12 protein-coding genes are annotated in these 14,460 nt (G+C 55.3%); 7 read left to right on the forward strand and 5 right to left on the reverse strand.

Annotation, left to right across the window (positions count from 1 at the left end):
• Positions 1–16 precede the first annotated feature (16 nt).
• The 4 genes from xylR to xylF form a co-directional block, all read right to left on the reverse strand.
• Positions 17–1,195 carry a D-xylose utilization transcriptional activator XylR gene (gene xylR / locus O9K67_RS00795; RefSeq protein ID WP_061492541.1) on the reverse strand — a complete coding sequence of 393 codons (1,179 nt, stop codon included), beginning with the start codon at positions 1,193–1,195 and terminating at the stop codon, positions 17–19.
• 102 nt (positions 1,196–1,297) lie between these two features.
• A complete protein-coding gene (gene xylH, locus O9K67_RS00800) occupies positions 1,298–2,479 on the reverse strand; it encodes a xylose ABC transporter permease XylH (protein ID WP_061492542.1) in 1,182 nt (393 codons plus the stop codon).
• A complete protein-coding gene (locus O9K67_RS00805) occupies positions 2,457–3,998 on the reverse strand; it encodes a xylose ABC transporter ATP-binding protein (RefSeq protein WP_061492543.1) in 1,542 nt (513 codons plus the stop codon). The genes xylH and O9K67_RS00805 overlap by 23 nt, the downstream gene beginning before the upstream one ends.
• 88 nt (positions 3,999–4,086) lie before the next feature.
• Positions 4,087–5,079 (reverse strand): D-xylose ABC transporter substrate-binding protein, encoded by a 993-nt coding sequence (xylF, locus tag O9K67_RS00810; protein WP_061492544.1) that lies wholly within the window; start codon positions 5,077–5,079, stop codon positions 4,087–4,089.
• A gap of 360 nt (positions 5,080–5,439) precedes the next feature.
• On the opposite strand from xylF, the gene xylA reads away from it, so the two are divergent.
• The 4 genes from xylA to O9K67_RS00830 all read left to right on the forward strand — a co-directional run bounded on the left by xylA (position 5,440) and on the right by O9K67_RS00830 (position 9,840).
• Positions 5,440–6,762 carry a xylose isomerase gene (gene xylA, locus O9K67_RS00815; protein ID WP_061492545.1) on the forward strand — a complete coding sequence of 441 codons (1,323 nt, stop codon included), beginning with the start codon at positions 5,440–5,442 and terminating at the stop codon, positions 6,760–6,762.
• 50 nt (positions 6,763–6,812) lie between these two features.
• Entirely contained in the window at positions 6,813–8,267 is a 1,455-nt protein-coding gene (gene xylB / locus O9K67_RS00820; RefSeq protein ID WP_061492546.1) for a xylulokinase, read from the forward strand.
• Between the two features lie 119 nt (positions 8,268–8,386).
• A complete protein-coding gene (locus tag O9K67_RS00825; protein WP_061492547.1) occupies positions 8,387–8,923 on the forward strand; it encodes a cysteine hydrolase family protein in 537 nt (178 codons plus the stop codon).
• Positions 8,923–9,840, forward strand: a complete 918-nt coding sequence (locus O9K67_RS00830; protein WP_061492548.1) for a GlxA family transcriptional regulator — start codon at positions 8,923–8,925, stop codon at positions 9,838–9,840. The genes O9K67_RS00825 and O9K67_RS00830 overlap by 1 nt, the downstream gene beginning before the upstream one ends.
• Here O9K67_RS00830 and O9K67_RS00835 read toward each other — a convergent pair.
• The gene (locus O9K67_RS00835; protein ID WP_061492549.1) at positions 9,833–10,828 is read right to left on the reverse strand and encodes an acyltransferase; all 996 of its coding nucleotides are present in this window, start codon (positions 10,826–10,828) and stop codon (positions 9,833–9,835) included. The two genes, O9K67_RS00830 and O9K67_RS00835, sit on opposite strands and share 8 nt — an antisense overlap.
• A gap of 168 nt (positions 10,829–10,996) precedes the next feature.
• On the opposite strand from O9K67_RS00835, the gene O9K67_RS00840 reads away from it, so the two are divergent.
• The 3 genes from O9K67_RS00840 (at position 10,997) to glyS (ending at position 14,423) form a co-directional block, all read left to right on the forward strand.
• A complete protein-coding gene (locus tag O9K67_RS00840; RefSeq protein ID WP_061492550.1) occupies positions 10,997–11,296 on the forward strand; it encodes a YsaB family lipoprotein in 300 nt (99 codons plus the stop codon).
• Between the two features lie 136 nt (positions 11,297–11,432).
• Positions 11,433–12,344: a glycine--tRNA ligase subunit alpha gene (gene glyQ / locus O9K67_RS00845; RefSeq protein WP_061492551.1), complete on the forward strand. Its 912-nt coding sequence runs from the start codon at positions 11,433–11,435 to the stop codon at positions 12,342–12,344.
• A 9-nt stretch (positions 12,345–12,353) separates the two neighbouring features.
• Positions 12,354–14,423: a glycine--tRNA ligase subunit beta gene (gene glyS / locus O9K67_RS00850; protein ID WP_061492552.1), complete on the forward strand. Its 2,070-nt coding sequence runs from the start codon at positions 12,354–12,356 to the stop codon at positions 14,421–14,423.
• Positions 14,424–14,460: the final 37 nt, after the last annotated feature.

Below are 14,460 nucleotides of genomic sequence, written 5' to 3' on the forward strand. Positions count from 1 at the left end.
CATTTTTCTTTGGGCGCTAAATCAGAACTTCACTGTAGCGGTCGCGATAATCTTTCGGCGTGCTGTCGTACTCCTTGCGGAACACGGAATAGAAATACTGCAACGACGGGTAACCGCACATCTGTGAGATTTCGTTGATCGACAACGATGTCGATACCAGCAGACTGCGGGCTTTTTCCAGTTTCTCCGCATGAATCACCGCGTGAATCGTCTCGCCCACCTCTTCTTTAAAGCGCTTTTCCAGATTCGAACGCGAGATCCCTACCGCATCCAGCACCTGATCCACTTTAATGCCCTTACAGGCATGGTTGCGGATATAGTGCATTGCCTGGATCACGGCCGGATCGTTCAGTGAGCGGTAATCCGTGGAACGCCGCTCCACCACGCGCACCGGCGGTACCAGCAGGCGTTGTAGCGGCAGGGTTTCATTATCCAGCAGGCGGTGCAGCAGTTTCGCTGCCTGATACCCCATCTGCCGCGTGCCCTGCGCCACGGAAGAGAGGGCAACCCGGGAGAGATAGCGGGTGAGTTCTTCGTTATCAATACCAATGACGCACAGCTTTTCCGGCACCGGAATATGCAAATGGTCGCACACCTGCAGTACATGGCGTGCGCGCGCATCGGTTACTGCGATGATGCCGGTTTGCGGCGGCAGTGTTTGCAACCAGTCCGCCAGGCGGTTTTGCGCATGCTGCCAGTTTTCCGGTGCCGTGGTCAGCCCCTGGTACACCACGCCGCGGTATTTTTCCTGCGCCACCAGTTGGCAAAACGCGTACTCCCGTTCAGCAGCCCAGCGTTTACCGCTGGAGGCAGGGAGTCCGTAAAAGGCGAAGCGGTGCACGCCTTTTTCTTTCAGATGCAGGAATGCGCTTTCCACCAGCGCAAAGTTGTCGGTGGCGATGTAGTGCACCGGAGGATAATGTTCGGGGATGTGATAGGAGCCGCCGACGCCGACAATGGGGACATCGACATCCGCCAGCAGGCGCTCTATTTCCCGGTCGTCGTAATCGGCGATCACCCCGTCGCCAAGCCACTCTTTGATGTTTTCGATGCGGGCGCGGAAATCTTCTTCGATAAAGATATCCCACTCCGATTGCGACGCCTGCAAATATTCCCCAACGCCTTCAACCACCTGGCGGTCGTAGGCTTTGTTGGCATTGAATAACAGCGTGATGCGATGGCGTTTCTCAAACATGTCGATTCGCTTCCTGAAGATTCGTCAGTTCTGATTACCATATTCAGCACACTGCCGGATAAAAAAGATCCGGCAGTGTGATCGTCCCGGTATTCGTTGTACTCAGGCCCGACGTTTGGTGGCGGAATCCATCCATACCGCCAGCAGTAATATCGCTCCCTTCACGATGTATTGCCAGAAGGTAGGCACGTCCATCATGCTCATGCCGTTATCCAGTGAGGCCATAATAAACGCCCCCATTACCGCACCCGCTACGCTGCCGATCCCGCCCGCCAGGCTGGTGCCGCCAATCACGCAGGCGGCGATGGCGTCCAGTTCGGCGATATTCCCCGCAGAGGGTGAACCCGCGCCGAGGCGCGAGCTCAGGATCAACCCGGCAATCGCCACCATCAAACCGTTAATGGCAAACACCGCCAGTTTGGTGCGTTCCACATTGATACCGGAAAGGCGCGCCGCTTCCAGGTTGCCACCGATGGCGTAAATACGTCGACCAAAGGCGGTGCGGGTAGCCATAAACATCCCGGCCAGCAGCAGGAAAGCCAGCAGCAGAACCGGCGTCGGGACACCACGGTAGTCATTCAACAACCAAATGGCACCAAGCACAATGACCGCAATAATGGCCTGACGGCCAACGGCGGCGGTGGAGGCAGGTGTTGCCAGGCCGAGAGATTGCCGACGAAGGCGCCCACGCCATTGCCACAGCACAAAGACAACCAGTCCCAGTAAGCCGACACCAAAACCGACGCCATCAGGCAAATAGCTCTGACCGATCTGCGACATCGCTGCGCTGGTGGGGGAAACGGTGGTCCCGTTGGTGATGCCGATCAGCACGCCGCGAAATGCCAGCATCCCGGCGAGCGTGACAATGAACGACGGGACTTTGCGGTATGCCACCCACCAACCATTCCATGCTCCCAGCAGTAAACCGAGCACCAGGGTGACCGCCACGGTCAACGGCAGCGGCCAGCCGAGCCAGACATCAAAAATCGCCGCGGCGCCCCCCAGCAGACCCATCATCGAGCCAACGGAAAGGTCGATTTCGGCGGAAATAATCACAAATACCATGCCCACCGCCAGGATGCCGGTAATGGCAGTCTGACGCAGCAGGTTAGAGATATTGCGCGCGCTCAGGTAAGCACCATCGGTCATGCCGGTAAAGAACAGCATGATTACCACAATCGCCGCAATCATTACAAAGACTTGCAAATTCAGGGATTTTAGCCCGGAGAAGACTCCCGGCGATGCGCTGGATAACTTGATTTCAGACGGGTTGCTTTTCGACATGATGTTCGCTCCTCAGCGCCGCTTCCATGACCTGCTCCTGGGTCAGATTACGATTGATAAGATCGGCCTTTAGCTTGCCTTCGTGCATCACCAGCACCCGATCGCTTAGCCCAAGCACTTCGGGCAGCTCAGATGAGATAACGATGACGGCAATCCCCTGCTGCACCAGTTGGTTAATCAGTTTGTAGATCTCGTACTTCGCGCCGATGTCGATGCCGCGCGTTGGCTCATCAAGGATGAGAATGCGTGGGTTGAGCAACAGACAGCGGGCAAGAATGGCTTTTTGCTGGTTCCCCCCACTGAGGCGACCAATCGCCAGCTCTGGTGAGGAGGTTTTGACTTTCAGACGTTGTAAGGACTGCAAAATGCACGCTTGTTCTGCGGCATCATCCAGGCTGCTCAACGCACCGGTGAACTGGTTTAAGGCCGCCAGCGTAATGTTCTTGCCGACCGCCATCACCGGCACAATGCCATCTTTTTTACGATCTTCCGGCACCATGGCGATACCGTGGGCGATAGCCTGCTGGCAGTTAGAAATCTGTACCGGCTGGCCGTCGAGGTAAATGGTGCCTTCCCAGCGACCGGGCCAGACGCCAAATAAGCACTGCACCGCTTCGGTTCGGCCTGCACCAACCAGCCCGGCGATACCGAGAATTTCGCCACGCTTCAGGCTAAAGGAGATGTCGTTGACACGTTTGATATGGCGGTTAACCGGATGCCAGGCGGTGAGATGTTCGACCCGCAGGATCTCATCCCCTGTGGTATGCGGTTCATTGGGATACAGCGCGGTCAGTTCACGACCAACCATCATGGTAATGATATCGTCTTCACTCATCCCGGCTGCGTCGCGCGTGCCGATGTGCAGACCGTCGCGAATGACGGTGATCACATCCGATATCGCTTTTACCTCGTTGAGCTTGTGGGAAATATAGATGCAGGCGATATCGTGATTGCGCAGATCGCGGATGATATCCAGCAGGATGGCGGTTTCCTGCTCAGTGAGCGAAGCGGTGGGCTCGTCGAGGATCAGCAACCGCACCTGCTTGTTCAGCGCCTTCGCGATTTCCACCAGTTGCTGTTGCCCAAGACCCAAATCTCCCACGCGGGTATCAGGCGAAATGGCAAGGCTGACCTGTTTGAGCAGTTTTTCACAGCGTAGCGTCATCTGGTCATAGTCCATTACGCCGTTACGGGTGATTTCTGTACCGAGAAAGATATTCTCCAGTACCGTCAGATGTTTCACCAGCGCCAGTTCCTGATGGATGATGGCAATGCCTTTGCGCTCGGTATCGCGAATATGGGTGGCTTGCAGGGTTTCGCCCGAAAAGACGATCTCCCCTTCGTAGCTTCCCACCGGATAGATCCCGCACAGCACTTTCATGAGTGTGGATTTGCCCGACCCATTTTCGCCGCACAGCGACAGCACCTCGCCCGCATTAAGCCGCAGGCTGACATTATCGATGGCTTTTACCGCGCCAAAGGCTTTGGTGATGTTCTTCATTTCGAGTAAATAAGGCATGGCTGCTCCACGTCATTCGCTGGTATTACAGCGCCCGAAAGAAATGGCGGAGGGCGCGCCTGTCAAAGGAAACGGCGCGCCACCGTGGTCAGAGCTGATTCTTCTGATGGAAACCGTCTTTGATAACGGTCGCGTCGATGTTGTCTTTGGTCACCTCAATGGGTGTCAGCAGGCGAGCCGGAACATCTTTCAGGCCGTTATTCAGCGAAGCATCCGCCTTCGGTTGTTTGCCATTGCCCAGTTCGACGGCGATCTCTGCCGCCGTGTTGGCAAGCTGGGTGATCGGTTTGTAGACAGTCATGGTCTGGCTACCGTTAATCAGGCGTTTCACTCCGGCAAGATCGGCATCCTGGCCAGAGATCGCTACTTTGCCCGCCAGCCCTTGTGCGCTTAATGCCTGAATCGCGCCGCCTGCGGTCGCGTCGTTAGACGCCACCACCGCGTCTATTTTGTTGTTATTGGCGGTCAATGCGTTTTCCATTATTTTCAGCGCATTTTCCGGTAGCCATCCATCGACCCACTGATCGCCAACAATTTTAATTTTCCCGCTGTCGATATAGGGTTTTAATACTTTCATCTGCCCGGCGCGGAACAGTTTGGCGTTATTATCCACCGGCGAACCGCCCATCAGGAAGTAATTCCCCTGTGGGACTTTACTGACCAGGCTTTGCGCCTGTAATTCCCCCACTTTTTCATTATCGAAAGAAATATAGAAGTCGATGTCGGCATTATTAATCATGCGATCATAAGCCAGTACTTTAATTCCTTCCTGTTTGGCTTCTTTCACGACATTACTTAATACCTGACCGTTGTAAGGAATAATGACCAGCACATCAACGCCACGGTTGATCATATTTTCAATTTGCGACATTTGTGTTTCTTCATTACCGTTGGCGGACTGAACAAACACATTGGCGCCGAGCGATTCTGCTTTTTTTACAAAAATATCGCGATCTTTTTGCCAGCGTTCCAGACGGAGATCGTCAATTGCCATGCCGATTTTCACCTCTTTGGCATGACTGGCGACGCTTGCAAGCAGCAGGGAGGCGCAGAGAGTAAGGCAAAGGTTCTTTATCTTCATAATAGTAATACCTTTTGTAGGGTGGTGAGCGAGATAAAAGAAACATGCACTGCTTTGGACGAGCAAATTCTTCACGCATAATCTCAGGCTGGCAATTACAGATTTTTATCCGGGCATTACGTTTTTTGGTTTATTTCTGGATTTATGACCACGATCTTATTTTAAAAAATGCAAAACCGATTTTGCATAAAAAACGGGAATGCGCAGCGCAGCGGTAACACACATTATTTTGCGAGCCAGCGCACGTTTGAGCATTCTCTCAATGGCAGTGTGAAATAACGTAATTGAGCAACGCAGCATGAGGACCCAGTATTAATGCAGACTTGAACACTCGAAGCATATCTGTCAATGGAGCTCATTATGCAAACCTATTTCGACCAGCTGGATCGCGTTCGTTATGAAGGCCCGAAAACAGCTAATCCTTTAGCGTTCCGTCATTACAATCCGGATGAGTTAGTACTTGGCAAGCGTATGGAAGATCACTTGCGCTTTGCTGCCTGCTACTGGCATACCTTCTGCTGGAATGGCGCGGATATGTTTGGTGTTGGCTCTTTTGACCGCCCGTGGCAACAGCCGGGTGAGGCACTGGCGCAGGCGAAGCGCAAAGCAGATGTTGCTTTTGAGTTTTTCCACAAGCTGAATGTGCCTTACTACTGCTTCCATGATGTGGACGTCTCCCCGGAAGGCGCGTCCCTGAAGGAGTACCTGAACAATTTCGCGCAAATGGTGGATGTGCTGGGTGAAAAACAGCAACAAAGCGGCGTAAAACTGCTGTGGGGCACAGCGAACTGCTTCACCAATCCGCGCTATGGTGCAGGGGCGGCGACTAACCCGGATCCTGAAGTGTTTAGCTGGGCGGCGACACAAGTGGTGAGCGCCATGAATGCGACCCATAAGCTCGGTGGCGAAAACTACGTGCTATGGGGCGGTCGTGAAGGGTATGAAACTCTACTCAATACCGATCTGCGTCAGGAACGCGAACAGATTGGTCGCTTCATGCATATGGTGGTCGAGCATAAACACAAAATCGGCTTCCGCGGTACGCTGCTTATTGAGCCGAAACCGCAGGAACCGACCAAGCATCAGTATGATTATGACGCCGCGACGGTGTATGGCTTCCTGAAACAGTTTGGTCTGGAAAAAGAGATTAAACTCAATATCGAGGCTAACCATGCCACGCTGGCGGGCCATTCCTTCCACCATGAAATCGCTACTGCCATTGCGCTGGGGCTGTTTGGCTCTGTGGATGCTAACCGCGGTGATGCGCAACTGGGCTGGGATACCGACCAGTTCCCGAACAGCGTCGAAGAGAACGCGCTGGTGATGTATGAAATCCTGAAAGCGGGCGGCTTCACCACCGGTGGGTTGAACTTCGATGCCAAAGTACGACGTCAGAGTACCGATAAATACGATCTCTTCTACGGTCATATCGGCGCGATGGATACGATGGCACTGGCGTTGAAAGTGGCGGCGCGGATGGTGGAAGACGGTGAGCTGGATAAACGCGTTGCGAAGCGTTATGCGGGCTGGAATGGTGAACTGGGCCAGCAAATTTTGCAGGGGCAGCTTAGCCTGGCGGAACTGGCGAAGTACGCTGAGCAGCAGAACCTGGCACCGCGCCATCAGAGCGGTCATCAGGAACAGCTGGAAAACCTGGTCAATTACTACCTGTTCGATAAATAACCGGCGCTGCGCCGCAGACAACGCGGCGCAGAACAAAAGGAGTGGTCACTATGTATATCGGGATCGATCTCGGCACCTCTGGCGTGAAGGCGATTCTGTTAAGCGAGCAGGGCGATGTGCTGGCCTCCCATACGGAAAAACTCAGCGTCTCGCGCCCGCATCCTCTTTGGTCGGAGCAGGATCCCGAACAGTGGTGGCAGGCAACGGACCGCGCGATTCAGGCGCTTGGCGCGGCGCACTCGCTGGCGCAGGTGAAAGCCATCGGTCTTGCCGGGCAGATGCACGGCGCAACGCTGCTCGATAGCGAAAACCGCGTACTGCGCCCGGCCATTTTGTGGAACGATGGTCGCTGCGGTGAAGAGTGCGCTTTACTGGAAGCGCAGGTAAAAAATTCCCGCACCATTACCGGCAATCTGATGATGCCGGGTTTTACCGCGCCCAAGCTGCTATGGGTGCAGCGCCATGAACCCGATATCTTTGCCAGGGTGGCGAAGGTCTTACTGCCAAAAGATTACCTGCGCTTGCGTATGGCTGGCGTGTTTGCCAGCGATATGTCCGATGCAGCGGGAACGATGTGGCTGGATGTGGCGAAGCGTGACTGGAGCGATGAGATGCTCACCGCCTGTCATTTATCTCGCGCGCAAATGCCTGCGTTGTTTGAAGGCTGCGAAATCACCGGTGAACTGTTGCCGGAGGTCGCACGGCGCTGGGCCATGCCGGTTGTGCCGGTTGTGGCGGGCGGTGGCGATAATGCCGCAGGCGCGGTGGGTGTGGGTATGGCGGATGCCGGTCAGGCGATGCTGTCGCTTGGCACCTCCGGCGTCTATTTTGCCGTGAGCGAAGGTTTCCTCAGTAAACCGGAAAGCGCGGTTCACAGTTTTTGTCATGCCCTTCCGGGGCGCTGGCATCTGATGTCGGTGATGCTGAGTGCGGCATCCTGCCTGGATTGGGCGGCGAAGTTAACGGGGTTAGGATCGGTGCCGGCGCTGATTAGCGCGGCGGAACAGGCTGACGACAATGCTGGCGATTTATGGTTCTTACCGTACCTTTCCGGGGAACGCACCCCGCATAATAACCCGCAGGCGAAAGGCGTATTCTTTGGCCTGACGCACCAGCATGGCCAAGGTGAACTGGCCCGTGCGGTGCTGGAAGGGGTCGGGTATGCGCTGGCGGATGGCATGGATGTGGTGCACTCCTGTGGCGTAACGCCGCAAAGCATTACGCTTATCGGCGGCGGCGCACGTAGCGCCTGGTGGCGGCAAATGTTGGCAGATATCAGTGGGTTGCAGCTTGATTATCGCACCGGGGGGGATGTCGGCCCGGCGCTGGGGGCGGCAAAACTGGCGCAAATCGCCATTCACCCGCACACGCCGCTGGCAACGCTTCTGCCGCAGCTTCCCATTGAACAGCAACACACGCCGGATGCCGCGCGTCATGCCCACTATGCTTCACGACGGGAGACCTTCCGGCGCATCTATCAGCAACTGCTGCCCTTAATGTCATAGCTTCTGAGCCCGCCGTTATGGTGGGCCTGAATCAGCATAACGTTGTCCTTTTTTGGTATTCGCAGACAGGCAACTCCTTGCCAGAATGGTGTTACACCCACTGAGCAAGGAGTCCTGAAATGTCACGCACCGCCCTTATCAACATCGACACTCAGCAATCTTTTTTCCACCGCGACTACTGGCAGGAGAGTGATTACCCTGCTTTTCAGCAAGCCATTCTGGCGCTGATCGATGGCTGCCAGGCGCGGGGTGTCCCGGTAGTGGATATTTTCCATGTGTCCGACAGTGGCCCGTTTTCTCTCGACAGTGGTTTTGTGGCGCCGATGCCATTTTTACAGCACCAGCCAGCAGTCACTTTCTACAAACATGTGCATAATGCGTTCACTGACACCGGCCTGGATCACTGGCTGCGTACGCGCGATATCAATCACTTGATTATCTGCGGGATCCGCACCGAGCAGTGCTGCGAAACCACCGCGCGTGTGGCGTCGGATCTGGGTTATCGCGTGACGTTCGTCAGCGAAGCGACGCTGACCTTCCCGATGACGCATAAAGGCATTACGCTTGACTGTAACGCGCTGCGTCACCGCACGGAAACCGTGCTGGAAGGCCGCTTTGCTGCCATTAAAACTGTTCACGAAATACTGGAACGCTGATGACCACTGATGTCTGGTTTGTCATGTTGCCCGGCGTACTGGCGCTGGATATGAGCGGCCCGGCGGAGACCTTTGCGCTGGCGGACGCGTTTCGCCTGCATTACATCGGGCCGGAAACAGAGGTGCCAACCTCCATTGGACTGACGATGGGCAATATTGCGCCACTGCCGGAGACGCTACCGGAAGGAAGCCTGTTGGTGCTGCCGGGGGTGTTCGACTCCTCGCGTTTTTTCGATACCCCGCAGGCAAACCTGGTTCGCCACTGGTTGATGCGCATACAACCGCTGATCCACAGTCAGAAAATTACCTTGATGTGCGTCTGTTCCGGTTCCGTGTTGGCGGCAAAAGCCGGGCTGTTGAATGGCATTCAGTGCACCACTCATCATGATGTGGTTGCGCGTCTGCGTGCGATTGCCCCCGCCGCCCAGGTCAAAGAAAATCGTATTTTCATTGAAGATCGCAGCATCTGGACCAGCGCGGGCATTACATCGGGTATCGATCTGGCGTTGCATCTGATTAACCGACTCAGCGGGCCGGAAGCGGCGCTGGCGGTGGCGCGGGAAATGGTGGTCTGGTTTCGCCGCTCCGGTGACGATCCGCAGATTTCGCCGTGGCTGCGATACCGCAACCACCTGCATCCGGCTATTCACCGGGCGCAGGATGCGTTGACGGCTGAGCCACAGCGGGCGTGGCAACTGGCTGAGATCGCCGAGCGGGCGCATGTCAGTCCACGCCATTTAACGCGCTTGTTTCAGCAGCATCTGGGGATCAGCGTACGCGACTATCTGGAGCAGCTCAGGCTGGTCATTGCCGAACAGTGGCTGTTGCAGGGGCATGGCGCGGAGCAAGCGGCGCAGGCGGCCGGGTTTTCCTCTCCGCGCCAGTTACACCGTGCGCGGGCGCGGGGGCTTAACTAACCAAACGGCGTCTGTCGATACGCTGTACCAGCATTGAGAGTGCGAGACTCGCCAGAAGTGTGGCGGCGAAGATCCAGACAATATCGAGCAGCGGCCAGCGTTGCAGCTCAATACCACGGGTGCGTAGTGCGTGGATAATCAGTGCATGAAAGCCGTAAATCCCCAGCGAATGATGCGAAATGAGCGTTAAACCAGGTAACGTACGGCTGTTCAGCGTATTTTTGACCACTGTAAACAGGGCGACAGCGCACAGAAACACCATCGGGCCACAGTAGAGATACCAGGTGTCGGCGAAATTCCCGCGCCATTTCAGCTCGTGTAGCGTTCCGCGTGAAATCACCCACACCGCCAGGACGAACAGGGCTGCACAGGCCCAGGTGAACACGCGTTGTTGCGTATGCATCATGCCAATCGCGCGCCCCAACATACCGTAGAGGATGTAGTAGAAGGTGTCGCCGCCGATGTAAAGATTGATCGGCAACCACTGAAACCCGTCGACTTTCTGCGCCACAGTATTGGGGTTCGCCACAATACCCAGCACCACCACCAGCGCCAGCAACATTCCACCGCTGACGGCTTTCACCTGAATCAGTGGTGAAACGAGATACATCACGATAATCGCGAAGAAAAACCACAGGTGATAAAACACCGGCTTTTGCAGCAGGTACTTCAACGATAACTCACTGTTAATCGACGTGAAAAGCACGATATAGAGCAGCGCGATAGCACTGTAGAACAGCAGGCAGAGTGCGATGCGTAAGAAGTGGCGCGGCTGTGCGCTGCGTTCACCGAAAAAGAGATAGCCGGAGATCATAAAAAACAGCGGTACGCTAACACGAGAAGCCGAGTTCAGGAGGTTGGCGATACCCCAGTCGAAGGGCGTTACACTGCCAGGGTTGGTGATGTACCAGGTGGTGGTATGGATCATCACCACCATCAGACAGGCTATCCCTCGCAGATTATCTATCCAGTAAATTTTCGACTGCATCTGTTCCTCTGGTTCCGTTAAATACTCTCTGACTCGCGGTTGTTTCGCCTGTCCCGTTGGATAATTCTGAGTTTTCCCGTTAGCGCTTGTGCAGTTTTCCACTGATTTGCAAAAATTGTGTTTCCTGACCTTTAAAAATAACAGCCTGCGAACAGAGCGGTGATAAAAATGATGAAGCGTTTTGCCCCGGTACTCATGCTGCTGTTAGTCGGATGCAGCGCATCCCAGGATATTCCCGCTCAAAAAGCGCAAAAAGCGAAGCCAGGTCCATTGCACTCGCTGGAAATGGAACAACTGTGCCGGCAAAATGCCGCGCATCGCTATAACACCGTCGCGCAGCAGATTGATGTGACCGGTTTTGAACAATTTCAGGGCAGCTATGAGATGCGCGGTGTAACGCCCCGTCGTGAAGCGTTTGTCTGCGCTTTTGATTCGGAAGGCCAATTTTTACACCTTTCGATGCGCTAATCAGCCAGGCAACGGCTTTATCCTCCCCGTTTTGCCCAATTTTCCTTAAACAGGTCCGTTTCGTACTGTATATCTTGCAGCCAGCGGGTATACTGGGCGCTTCCTTTAAATCCACACGTATCCAGCACGAAATAATATGCAAAAGTTTGATACCAGGACCTTTCAGGGCCTGATCCTGACCTTACAGGATTACTGGGCTCGCCAGGGCTGCACCATTGTTCAACCTCTGGACATGGAAGTCGGCGCCGGCACCTCCCACCCGATGACCTGTCTGCGCGCATTAGGGCCAGAACCTATGGCTACCGCGTATGTGCAACCTTCCCGCCGTCCGACTGACGGGCGCTACGGCGAAAACCCGAACCGCTTACAGCACTATTACCAGTTCCAGGTAGTGATTAAACCTTCCCCGGACAACATCCAGGAACTGTATCTCGGGTCGTTGAAAGAGCTGGGTATGGACCCGACCATTCACGATATTCGCTTCGTGGAAGATAACTGGGAAAACCCGACGCTGGGCGCCTGGGGACTGGGCTGGGAAGTGTGGCTCAACGGCATGGAAGTGACGCAGTTCACTTACTTCCAGCAGGTTGGCGGTCTTGAGTGCAAACCGGTGACCGGCGAAATTACCTACGGTCTGGAACGTCTGGCGATGTACATTCAGGGTGTCGACAGCGTTTATGACCTCGTCTGGAGCGACGGCCCGCTGGGTAAAACCACCTACGGCGACGTGTTCCATCAGAACGAAGTGGAGCAGTCCACTTACAACTTCGAATATGCGGATGTCGACTTCCTGTTCACCTGCTTTGAGCAATATGAAAAGGAAGCACAGCAACTGCTGGCACTGGAAAACCCGCTGCCTCTGCCTGCTTACGAACGCATTCTGAAAGCCGCCCATAGCTTCAACCTGCTGGATGCGCGTAAAGCCATCTCCGTGACGGAACGTCAGCGCTACATTTTGCGCATCCGCACGCTGACCAAAGCAGTGGCTGAAGCGTATTACGCTTCCCGTGAAGCCCTTGGCTTCCCGATGTGCAACAGAAACAAATAAGAGGCGGCCATGTCTGAAAAAACTTTCCTGGTGGAAATCGGCACCGAAGAGCTGCCACCAAAAGCACTGCGCAGCCTGGCCGAGTCCTTCGCTGCCAACTTTACAGCGGAACTGGATGCGGCGGGCGTTGCGCACGGTGATATCCAGTGGTTTGCTGCGCCGCGCCGTCTGGCGCTGAAAGTGGCGAAACTGGCTGCGTCGCAGCCGGATCGCGAAGTCGAAAAACGCGGCCCGGCGATTGCACAAGCATTTGATGCTGAAGGTAAACCGAGCAAAGCCGCCGAAGGCTGGGCTCGCGGTTGCGGCATTACGGTTGATCAGGCCGAGCGTCTGCGCACCGACAAAGGCGAATGGCTGCTCTATCGCGCGCATGTTAAGGGTGAAAGCGTCGAAACGCTGCTGCCGAACATGGTGGCAACCTCCCTTGGCAAACTGCCGATCCCGAAACTGATGCGCTGGGGCGCGTCTGATGTTCACTTCGTGCGTCCGGTACATACCGTGACTCTGCTGTTGGGCGACACCGTAGTACCGGCGACGATTCTGGGCATTGCCTCCGATCGCGTGATCCGTGGTCATCGTTTTATGGGCGAGCCGGAGTTCACCATCGATAACGCCGATCAGTATCCGCACATTCTGCTGGAGCGTGGCAAAGTCGTTGCTGACTACGCGGCGCGTAAAGCCAAAATCAAAGCGGATGCCGAAGAAGCGGCGCGTAAAATCGGCGGTAATGCCGATCTGAGCGACAGCCTGCTGGAAGAAGTCACTTCGCTGGTGGAGTGGCCGGTGGTGCTGACCGCGAAATTCGAAGAGAAATTCCTCGCTGTTCCGGCGGAAGCGCTGGTTTATACCATGAAGGGCGACCAGAAGTACTTCCCGGTTTATGGTAACGACGGCAAGTTGCTGCCTAACTTTATCTTTGTGGCCAACATTGAGTCGAAAGATCCGCAGCAGATTATCTCCGGTAACGAGAAAGTGGTGCGCCCGCGTCTGGCGGATGCCGAGTTCTTCTTCAATACCGACCGCAAAAAACGTCTTGAAGATCATTTGCCGCGTCTGCAAACCGTGCTGTTCCAGCAGCAACTGGGTACGCTGCGCGACAAGACCGATCGTATTCAGGCGCTGGCGGGCTGGATTGCTGCACAGACGGGCGCTGATGTGAATCATGCCACCCGTGCGGGTCTGCTCTCCAAATGCGACCTGATGACCAACATGGTGTTTGAGTTTACTGACACCCAGGGCGTGATGGGCATGCACTATGCGCGTCATGATGGTGAAGCAGAAGATGTTGCCGTTGCGCTGAACGAGCAGTATCAGCCACGTTTTGCCGGTGATGAACTGCCGTCCAACCCGATTGCCTGTGCGCTGGCGATCGCCGATAAGATGGACACCCTGGCGGGTATTTTCGGTATCGGGCAGTATCCGAAAGGCGACAAAGACCCGTTCGCACTGCGCCGTGCTGCGCTGGGCGTACTGCGTATTATCGTTGAGAAAAACCTGGCGCTGGATCTGCAAACCCTGACCGAAGAAGCGGTGCGTCTGTATGGCGACAAGCTGACCAACGCCAACGTGGTCGATGATGTGATCGACTTTATGCTGGGTCGTTTCCGCGCCTGGTATCAGGACGAAGGCTACAGCGTTGATACCATTCAGGCTGTGCTGGCGCGTCGTCCGACCAAACCGGCGGACTTCGATGCGCGCATGAAAGCGGTGTCCCATTTCCGTACGCTGGAAGAAGCTGCTGCGCTGGCCGCTGCCAACAAGCGTGTGTCCAACATTCTGGCGAAGTCCGATGAAACGCTGAACGATACTGTTCACGCATCGGTACTGAAAGAAGCGGCGGAAATCAAGCTGGCGGGCAACCTGGTCGTTCTGCGCGATAAACTGCAACCGTACTTTGCGCAAGGCCGTTATCAGGAAGCGCTGATCGAACTGGCGGCACTGCGCGAGCCGGTGGATGAGTTCTTTGAGCAGGTGATGGTTAACGCCGAGGATAAAGACGTGCGTATCAACCGCCTGACACTGCTGGCGAAGTTACGCGAATTGTTCCTGCAGGTTGCGGATATTTCTCTGCTGCAGTAACGATAGCTGTCATAAAAAAACCCGCTTCTGGCGGGTT

Origin of the sequence: Kosakonia oryzendophytica (assembly GCF_027886705.1) — a bacterium.
Classification (GTDB): Bacteria; Pseudomonadota; Gammaproteobacteria; order Enterobacterales; family Enterobacteriaceae; genus Kosakonia; species Kosakonia oryzendophytica.

Bases quoted from the DNA above. Each gene is read 5' to 3' on its own strand.
- xylH (WP_061492542.1), bottom strand. From the start codon at position 2,479: ATGTCGAAAAGCAACCCGTCTGAAATCAAGTTATCCAGCGCATCGCCG.
- O9K67_RS00825 (WP_061492547.1), top strand. From the start codon at position 8,387: ATGTCACGCACCGCCCTTATCAACATCGACACTCAGCAATCTTTTTTC.
- glyS (WP_061492552.1), top strand. From the start codon at position 12,354: ATGTCTGAAAAAACTTTCCTGGTGGAAATCGGCACCGAAGAGCTGCCA.
- xylF (WP_061492544.1), bottom strand. From the start codon at position 5,079: ATGAAGATAAAGAACCTTTGCCTTACTCTCTGCGCCTCCCTGCTGCTT.
- xylR (WP_061492541.1), bottom strand. From the start codon at position 1,195: ATGTTTGAGAAACGCCATCGCATCACGCTGTTATTCAATGCCAACAAA.
- O9K67_RS00830 (WP_061492548.1), top strand. From the start codon at position 8,923: ATGACCACTGATGTCTGGTTTGTCATGTTGCCCGGCGTACTGGCGCTG.
- xylB (WP_061492546.1), top strand. From the start codon at position 6,813: ATGTATATCGGGATCGATCTCGGCACCTCTGGCGTGAAGGCGATTCTG.
- O9K67_RS00835 (WP_061492549.1), bottom strand. From the start codon at position 10,828: ATGCAGTCGAAAATTTACTGGATAGATAATCTGCGAGGGATAGCCTGT.
- O9K67_RS00805 (WP_061492543.1), bottom strand. From the start codon at position 3,998: ATGCCTTATTTACTCGAAATGAAGAACATCACCAAAGCCTTTGGCGCG.
- glyQ (WP_061492551.1), top strand. From the start codon at position 11,433: ATGCAAAAGTTTGATACCAGGACCTTTCAGGGCCTGATCCTGACCTTA.
- xylA (WP_061492545.1), top strand. From the start codon at position 5,440: ATGCAAACCTATTTCGACCAGCTGGATCGCGTTCGTTATGAAGGCCCG.
- O9K67_RS00840 (WP_061492550.1), top strand. From the start codon at position 10,997: ATGATGAAGCGTTTTGCCCCGGTACTCATGCTGCTGTTAGTCGGATGC.